Source organism: Acinetobacter sp. CIP 53.82 (assembly GCF_000369465.1).
In the GTDB taxonomy this organism is placed as follows: domain Bacteria; phylum Pseudomonadota; class Gammaproteobacteria; order Pseudomonadales; family Moraxellaceae; genus Acinetobacter; species Acinetobacter indicus.
The window spans coordinates 1-2,787 of record NZ_KB850041.1 but is presented as its reverse complement, the minus strand read 5'-3'; the positions used below and the strand labels follow the sequence as shown (position 1 = coordinate 2,787).

At 42.9% G+C, this 2,787-nt stretch carries 1 protein-coding gene and 2 pseudogenes; all 3 read right to left on the bottom strand.

The features are described from left to right. Positions 1-458, bottom strand: a pseudogene (locus F905_RS00175) (type I restriction endonuclease subunit R); the annotation flags it as partial. Further along, positions 455-1,831, bottom strand: a complete 1,377-nt coding sequence (locus tag F905_RS00170; RefSeq protein ID WP_005174930.1) for a restriction endonuclease subunit S — start codon at positions 1,829-1,831, stop codon at positions 455-457. The pseudogene F905_RS00175 and the gene F905_RS00170, both read right to left, overlap by 4 nt. After that, positions 1,831-2,787, bottom strand: a pseudogene (locus F905_RS00165) (SAM-dependent DNA methyltransferase); the annotation flags it as partial. The pseudogene F905_RS00165 and the gene F905_RS00170, both read right to left, overlap by 1 nt.

The following is a 2,787-nucleotide window of genomic DNA, read 5'->3' as shown; positions in this document are numbered from 1 at the left end:
TCCTGTAACTCGGCAGCCGTAGCATACGGGCTATAGACCAACTCTGGCACAATGCGGCAGATGTTCTTTTTGTAATTGGCTAAGGTATCGGGATTCAGCGCATGTTCCGGTTTAAACTGACACAGGAAAAAACGGGCACTGCGGGTTTTCACTCCATGACGCAGCACACCTAAAGTGCCATAGCTACGTGACTGTTCATCAGTGGCATTGATGTCGGCTTTCTTCAGCTGGGCAACCACGGCTTCTAGAAAATGCCGTTCGGTATCATTTGGAAAGATGCGCTGGAATTTCTGCCAGTCCTGGCTTTGTGTCTGCTGCACAAAGTCTAGTACGTCCTGCTCATACAAGGCGGTTTCACGGTTGTAGCCTTGTGGCGTACCGAGTTGCCAGCCCTGAGCCAGCATCTGCTGAATGATGTCGTTCTGGAAAATACTTTCACGGGTGGCGTCTAGACTCATGCGCTTAACTCCGTGTGTGCCTCAGCAATACTTGGGGCTTGCCAATTACGCACGTCGATCTTTCCAGTCACAGCTGCTGAGATTAGGGCGGTGCGGCGTTCTTTTAATAAATTCACTTGTAAAATACATTGATTTTCAAGTGCATCAAAATGACTAAACTGTGTCTTCAGATATCGTAAAATTGCTTCTCGTTCAGTTTTTGGAGGAACTAAAACCGTTGTTTCTTTAATGTTTGTGGAAGAAATAGAAGCTAAATTTGTACTCTGTTTAGACTGCCGAAAAAAATGAAATTTTGCATAACTCGCGCGAGTTAATATATCTAACCATTCTGGTTCAATTTTATATGGACGAATAGCAAAGACATGATTTTGATGGATACAGTCTTTTATTTGACTCTTCCATACAGCACCACGGCCAAGTTTGTCATTATCTCCACCTTCATTCATCAAGACATCACCATCTTTTAATAGATAACGTTCTAATTGATCTTTTTCTATTTCAATATGATGAACTTCATTAAGATTTAAATAACCATCCTGAACATTAGCAACTCGCAACATTGGAACAGAAATAGTTGCTTTCCCTGCAATATCTTTACCTTTAGCAATACCAGACTGGATATTCGCTACATGTTTTAAACGACATACTATCCAATGCTCCGGCACGTTCCCTAACCATTCCACGCCCGAATCTTTCATCGGGACATTTGGGTTAAGTCCTTTGGTCACGGCATGGCTAATCACCGCCTGACGTTTTTCTTTCAGCAGTTCAATCAGTTGTTGTTGTTTTTCAATCAGGTGGTCGATTTTGGCGGTTTCGTGGTCGAGGAATTGAGATATTTTCTCGGCTTCGTAAATACTCGGATAAGGAAATGTTAAGTTATCAATTGTCGTCATACCCAAATTCTTTTGGGTATTTGAATTAGAGAAAACATCACATTGTAATTGTAACTCATAGGATTGAAGGCAATAAAAAATAAATTTACCTAATCTAATATCTTTAGGGCTAATAACTGCTAACGGTGACCAAACATTAAAATCATAATCACTCTCAACGAAAGCTACCTTGCCTACAGATGCAGCTTTACCAAGTAAGATATTGCCCTTTTGGGGTTTACATTTGAGACTAAACCTATTGTCATCCTCGATAGAGATATATCTACAACCTTCAAACACTAGTTTATTATTTTGGATTCCATCAACCGATAAAAAAGGAATACCCTCATCAATAAACTTAGGTGTTTCATGAGGACCATCTTTAACAAAGCCACTACACATATACTTTAAAGGTACAATCTGCCATTCTCTAGGAAGCGACTTAATCCAACTATTGTGTGTTGCAATCTGATTTTGATAAATCTGATATTTCGCCATTACGAATGCACCTCTTGTAGCAGCTGCATAATCTCGGCACTCACCGCATCCAGATCGGCATCAATCTCAGCTAAATCACGTGGTGGTTGGTACGCGTAGAAATGACGGTTAAACGGAATTTCATAACCCACGATGCCAATCTCGCCATCTTTTTCATCGCGCTTGTCAGCATTGATCCAGGCATCGGCCACGTGTGGCTGTACTTCACGTTTAAAATACTCTTCAATCAGCTCTGTGGTGCTGACTTTTGGATTCAGCGCAATGTTCTCCGCATCACGCAAGTCGCCATCCTGTACAAACTCGACCACTTTGCCCTGGTAGCTAAACTGGCCATACAGCGGATTTTCCGCCTGTTTCAGTACCTTGTTAATCACCGGTTCAGCTTCCGGATTTTTCCAGGTGATGGCGTCTAACAGCTGTTTCTTCTCTTTGGCATCCAGCTTGATGTCGGTTTGCTTGAGGGCTTTTTTCAATACGTCATCAAACTGGTTAAAGTCATCAAACTGCTCAGTGCCAATCACATTCTGTAAGGCTTGGGCTTTTTCCATCAGGGCTTTCTGGAACAGCCAGATTTTGCTGTCCAGCACCTCTTTAATATCTTTTTCTTTTAGCTCAGGGAATTCCGCTTTAATCAGGGCACGGACCTCAAGCGCAACGTCCTGCAACTGACCATAAGTTTCTGCTGTCCATGCTGTACCAAAGGCTGTGCCCAATTGCGCATCGATGCTTTGCATCACGGCATTAAACGGTTTCGGCGCAAAGCGTAATGCAGCAATCGCGCTATCCGTAATCTGTGCCGATAAACGCAATGGACGTTCAATGGTCACGCGACGATAGCCAAATTCATGGTTATCAAAAATCTTGCTGGCGAATGGTTTTTGCTGTTCGGTTTCGCCATCCTGCGCCAAGGTGTCTACCGCGACAAAGTCACCGTAATTTTGGGTAATGGTGGCAAT